3 protein-coding genes are annotated in these 5,922 nt (G+C 49.2%); all 3 read right to left on the reverse strand.

The features are described 5' to 3' along the window. Positions 1-153: 153 nt before the first annotated feature. Positions 154-1,197: a PorV/PorQ family protein gene (locus tag Q8O92_10560; GenBank protein ID MDP2983756.1), complete on the reverse strand. Its 1,044-nt coding sequence runs from the start codon at positions 1,195-1,197 to the stop codon at positions 154-156. A gap of 24 nt (positions 1,198-1,221) precedes the next feature. Further along, the gene (gene porU / locus Q8O92_10565) at positions 1,222-5,160 is read right to left on the reverse strand and encodes a type IX secretion system sortase PorU (protein ID MDP2983757.1); all 3,939 of its coding nucleotides are present in this window, start codon (positions 5,158-5,160) and stop codon (positions 1,222-1,224) included. Between the two features lie 275 nt (positions 5,161-5,435). Next, entirely contained in the window at positions 5,436-5,600 is a 165-nt protein-coding gene (locus Q8O92_10570) for a Trm112 family protein (protein ID MDP2983758.1), read from the reverse strand. Positions 5,601-5,922 lie beyond the last annotated feature (322 nt).

Consider the following 5,922-nt stretch of genomic DNA (forward strand, 5'->3'; position numbering starts at 1 on the left):
GTTTCTTTTTCTTTTTACCCCCTTAAAAAGGGGGTCGCCGCTCAAGCGGCGGGGGGATCTTTATTCGCCGGGAAGAAGAAATCCCCCCTGCCTTTGGCATCCCCCCTTGTTAAGGGGGGAATATGAATCCAACTTTATTGCATTGACTTAATCCTAGAAATTGTACCCCAGGCTGAAACGCATACTATCCTGCTGCGGATTGTCACGGCCGGCGTAGTAGGCGATGTCCACATTGAGTTTCTCGTATATGATCCCCACTCCGAAGGTGGGGCTTTTCAGCTCTCCGTCTATATCGGCGGTATATCCTGCGCGGAGGGACATGAAATTGTTATACGTGTATTCCGCCCCGGCATGGTAGTCGATCTGCCGCATCTCATCCTTCATCGGTTCGTCATACCATCCCCTGATCAGCGCTTCAATCGGCGAGCCGGTCCGCATTACGAGCGGTTTATACAGATCCAGCACCAGAAGGAGCCTGTTGAATTCAGAATCGATCGGCTTGTATGCTGCGCCGAGGACGAAATTAAGCGGCAGGGGATCCGCCTGAGTAACATCGATATAGGAAATCTTCGGTCCCATGTTGTGAATTGAAGCAGCCAGTGAAAGACCCTGGATCGGCGGCTTGTACATGGCGCCCGCATCGATGGCGAAAGAAGTGCCTACTCCCTTGCCTTGCTCCGCTTCCTGGCCTACGTCTGCCAGCTTGGAGTAAATTGCTTTCAATGTCAGGCCCAGCGACAGATTGTCGGTCATCGTGGCGCCGTAGGAGCCGGAAACCATCATTTCGAACGAGCGGAAGGTCCCGACCACATCCGAAGAGGTGGATGTAGTACGGTTCTGTTCTCCCAGGTTGAAATACACGAGATTAAATCCCAGGTGGCCCCAGCCTTCCACATATCTGGTATATCCGAGGAATTCATAGTACATGTCCGGAGCGAGCTTGGGCAGCCAGTTGGTATGCATCCCCTGGACATTCGATTTGTTCTTGTCCTGGAATGCAAGACCGGCGGGATTATAGAATCCGGTGGTTGCGTCTTCCGCCACTGCGGAATAGGCCTCGCCCATTGCAGCCTGCTTTGCGCCGGGTCTGATGAGCAGGAAGAGGGCGGCAGCCTGGCTTTCATTGGTAGCGGAAGCCTCGCCGGCCCAACCTAAAACCAGGGCGGCCAGAAGGGTAAATAAGGTGCAGGATTTCATGGTTCATTCCTCCGTTTTGGGTTTTTATTTCATGACAACCAATTTTTCGATTTTTGAAGCTTTTCTGCCGTTCAGACTTCTCACGGTCAGTTTGTAAAAATATACGCCGTTGGCGATGCCAGCGGAAGGTCTCCAGAACCGCTGATTGAAACCGTATCCGGCGCTGAACTGCATCTTATCCACCAGTCTTCCCGACTGTGAATACACCTTGATGTCCGCATAGCCTGCATCATCGGTCAGGCTGAAAGTGAATGTGGTGCCGTCTCTCTTCATGGGATTGGGATAGTTCAGCAGATTCTGGATGGTGATGTCCCCGGTGTCCGATCCGATCACAAACATTTTTTCTTCAATTTTCGTGACATTGTTATATGAATCATATACGCTCATCTCGAAGGTATGTTCTCCGGGAGAGAGGATCGGGAGCACATATTCCAGTGTTCCCTGGGCATATCCGTTCGTGAATTTCAACCGGTCGGTCACTACCGTAATATCGGATTTGTCGAGCATCAGAGTAAGGTTGTGCCCCCTCTCGCCATAGATATTTATCCCGGAAGGATCGGTTATTACCGCCTGAAGGGTGGGTTGTCGCCGGACATAGTCACCGCTTTTGAACACTTTTCCGTTAAATGAGAGTTTTATCTCCGGCCCTGTTACATCTATTGGCGCTCCGGGATAGAGACCTCCGATCGAACGATGTTCCAACAGCCCGGATGCTTCTTTTAATTCACCGGTGGCAAAAAAGGAGATCCTCGATTCGCTGTTCTCTGCCGAGATATCTTTCGGGACTACGAATGCAGTGGAAAAACGATTGCCGCTGATGGAAATATCGCCTGTATAGAACAGTTTCCCCGGCGCGGTATAATTAATGGGATACCCGCCCGCCATCATGTACCGTTTATTGATGACCGGCCCCTGCGCTTCGACAGAAAGCGTGCCTTTGTATGATATCGGGGTGCTCCCGTTTTTCACTTCGCCCGGAATATCCACTTTCTGGAGCCGGAAGAGAGTATCCGCCGCAGACGCCGTCACAGAATACCTCGGTACCATCAAACGGGTCGCCGGGTCGCCGAACAGGATATAGCGGTTGAAATATTCGACCAGAATACTATTCGTTATGTCAAAAGAGTAGTTTTGATTGTCTCTCACTCCTTTGGCGATTTTCAAAGCGGTTCCGATACGGTTTTCGGGATTTTTTTTGGTGTTGAACAGGTTCGGGTAAAATGCTCTGGTTAAAACTTCGTTATCAGATTGATATGTCTGATTGGCTGCGGCGATGACCGCCACACAACCGCCTTCTTTCCGCAGGTGCAGAAGCTCGGCAAGGGAAGTGTAATCCACCCGGTCAAAGCTGCCGACCTCGCAGGAAGCAAATAAGAACAATGGCTGTCTGGCGCCGTTATTGAGCCGGTCAATATCCCGCGGACCGACCAGCAGATGTTCGTGCGTTATCAGATCCCTGTTCCCGTGGCCGTAAAAGTTGACGAGAACGCTTCCTTCATTGAACATCTTGATGAGAGCCTCCGTGGCATCCGGCTTCTGGAAGTTTTTCAGAGGATATTCGATCTCATATAATTTCTCACGTTCGATACTATGGGGGATATAGTCATATACATCAAGGTATTCGGAGGCATAGGTAAATACCGATTCCTGTCCTGAAGGTTTTGTTACATCGTTAATCTCATCATCGGCTATTAGGATAATCCGGTTATGCCATTTACCCATTTCCGGATTCCGCTCGTAATCGATGATCTTGCTGACCAGATTTCGGGCTTCATCCACGGTGTTGACACAGAGCCTTCCGATGGCAAAAATCGGAGTGTAGGTTATGTCGGTCCAGGTATAGAAATCATCGGAGGTCATATTCTTGTAGGTGAAGGTAGGTACGAGATTCCTGCTTGCCTGTCCCGGGGCTATATTCTTGTATTTATACGTTGTATCGCCGATCAGACAGCAATAGCGCACTCCGGGTTTGTAGGTGTTTCTGGCATAGATCAGGAAATCTCTGATGGCTGTCGGATCGAACACTCCCCAGGCAAATTCGTCATAGACATCGGTCACATCCACCGCCATGGATTTGAGGGGTTCGATGGTCGAGTCCTGCGCCCTCCAGGCTGCCAGCCGTTTTGCATCCTCAATGAACTTCGGGTGCGATATCGCGATGTAATCAGCGCCGTTGGCAGGATTTCGGAGATCAGATGAATTTTTCCGCACGATGGAAGATATGCGGCGATACGATGACGGCTCGCACAGGGTAAACCGGGAAAAGGTATTTCCAGGCAGCGGCACTTGCACAGTAAGTGTATGGTTTTGAGAATCGTATACACCGGAAACCTCTTTCACAAGGTAAGGGTCGGATGTATCATATATCTCTACTTTGGGTCTCATGACTTTGCTTACAGTAAGCTTGACCGGATTGCCTTCCCCCTTCATGAAGAATTCAAGGCCGTTGTCCGAATATTCCAGCGTACGGGTATATTCCACATCAAACCAGTCGAAATATGCCGGATGATCCGGGTCTCCGCCCAATTCACGGATTTTCAGCTGGTTGTTCTGCTTTAAATCTTTGCGGTACTGAAACTGTATATATCCTTCATAATCGGTAGACATTCTATAGCGGTAAGGCCCGATATCATTGACAAGAAATTCATAATCATGGGGTAGAAGAAAGGCGGGATCATTCAGGAAACCTGCCCGGATAATAGTCGAATCTCCCGGCGTCCAGCCGGGGGTGAGGAATGAAAAGCCTTTGGTCGAGTTTGTAATTGCCGACCAGTACCAGTCGATTCCCGATTCCGGAGAAGTAAGCGCATACTCGCTTTCAAAATGCAATTCCTCCCGGTAGGTGGTGCGTGGAGCGAGGGTATCGGAAGGGATATCTCCCTCTGTCGGCATGCGTTTGGGCGTCTGGCCGGCAGAAAGGGTGATCCAGTATATGTTGGCGGCGGAATAAGGATGGTTCTGGAAATAAAGAGCCTGAGAATCCGGCAGGGCGATGAACCGAGAGAGGGCTTCCCCGTAAAATATCACCGAATCGGTGTAATCCAGAATACCGTCGCCGTTTATATCCTTCACTTTGATCGCGATTTCACGGAAATCCGAGCTCGATGGGTCATGCGGAACCTGAGTGAGCACCCTGCCGCCGCCGTAATACATGTGAATATCCTGTATTTTGGCGGAACCGGCCGGGAAACCGGCGCCGGCCAGGTCGGCCCCGGTAATGCTGTACATGCCGCTGTCCGAGACGGCAATACGATACCAGTCGCCTTTGGCGAACGGGCTTTCGCTTTCCATAGCGGCTTTGAACAGCTTCCTTTCCGAAGGCTCCAGAAAAACATCACGATTCAAGACGCTTTCGGGGATATTGGCCGTGAGGAGAACCCTGCCCGGGATACCACCCAGCATGATGCTTACCTCGAAACTGTCTGCGACAGCGGCTACCGAGGCATGAGCATCATAAAGAACGGGGTAGAAGGTAAGGTTCCAGAGCGAAACGCCGCCGATAATCACAGTGTCGCCAAGCAGGGCGTAATTGGTCGGACGGAATCCGCTCAGGGCGTACGAGACAGGATCTTCCCGGTATATTTCAGCGGTAAAACCGCTCTTGTCCCGCACCAGTTTCGGGCGGGGAGCGATGAGTATTCCCGGGTGGGTGGATTGGGAAAGACCGGTAATTGCCACTGTAGGAGCGCTGCCTGAAGGCGCCGCAAAGAGAATAGTTATCCCCGGGAGAGAGGGAGCGCCCTCGACACCGGTCAGCCGGTGATCTGCGTATCCATACAGAGAATATATCTTCCCGTTGGCCGGAATTGTGTTTATCGACGGAGAGCCGGGCCGGTAGGAAAGTTCCAGCCTTTCGGCGCTGCTGGATTTCACCATAATTTCGGAGTAACCGGAAGCATACGGGTACAGGCACCCCATAAGGAAAAAGGGAACAAGCCGGATTGCTTTCGATATCTTTGGCATGGCAATTCTCTGTTACAAAAAAAGGCGGAGAGTCTGATAACCCTCACGCCTATTTTTAAATTTTATAAAAAATAAGGCAGACATCAGTCAGACGCAAGGGGGAATATTTTCTTACTCTCGAACCAAAACTCTTGTTTTGAAATACATTTCGTACAACATAACCCTTAGCGTATGACTATGCATGCCTCCTTTTCTGCTGATCCCCGAAATAAAGTAAGCTGTATTATAATTCGTTTAATATACAATGAATATATGAAGATGGTCAAGAAAAAAAATTAAAATTTTTCCGCCTTCTCCGGTAACATGATCGGAATATCATCCTCGATGGGATATTTCAAACGTGACTCGTGACAGATAAGCACATTCTCTTTCTCGTCATAATCCAGTTTGCCTTTGCAAACCGGACAAACAAGGATATCGAGGAGTTCTTTGGAGATCATTCCCTGTTCCCTTTTTTCCCTGTGAAAGTTATCACTGTTAAGACGTTATCATGCAAAGACGGTTTCAGATATTTTATTAGGGCGTCAAAATATAGACAGGAGACAGAAGACAGAAAATAACAAAATACAGTTATGTCGTTTAGTAAGCTGAGGTGATCATCCTAAAGAGAAATCCCCCCTACCCCCCTTATTAAGACGAGGGCGACAAAAGGATAATATTGACATAAGTTATTATAAATAAATAAAATAAATGAATATTTAGCTTGACATGGCGGTTTAGATTTATTATACTTAAGGTATTGTTATGAAAGGAGATAAAGCC

This window comes from Candidatus Latescibacter sp., assembly GCA_030692375.1.
GTDB lineage: Bacteria > Latescibacterota > Latescibacteria > Latescibacterales > Latescibacteraceae > JAUYCD01.

Coding starts and splice junctions, on each gene's coding strand:
- Q8O92_10560 (MDP2983756.1), bottom strand. CDS start 1,197: ATGAAATCCTGCACCTTATTTACCCTTCTGGCCGCCCTGGTTTTAGGT.
- Q8O92_10570 (MDP2983758.1), bottom strand. CDS start 5,600: ATGATCTCCAAAGAACTCCTCGATATCCTTGTTTGTCCGGTTTGCAAA.
- porU (MDP2983757.1), bottom strand. CDS start 5,160: ATGCCAAAGATATCGAAAGCAATCCGGCTTGTTCCCTTTTTCCTTATG.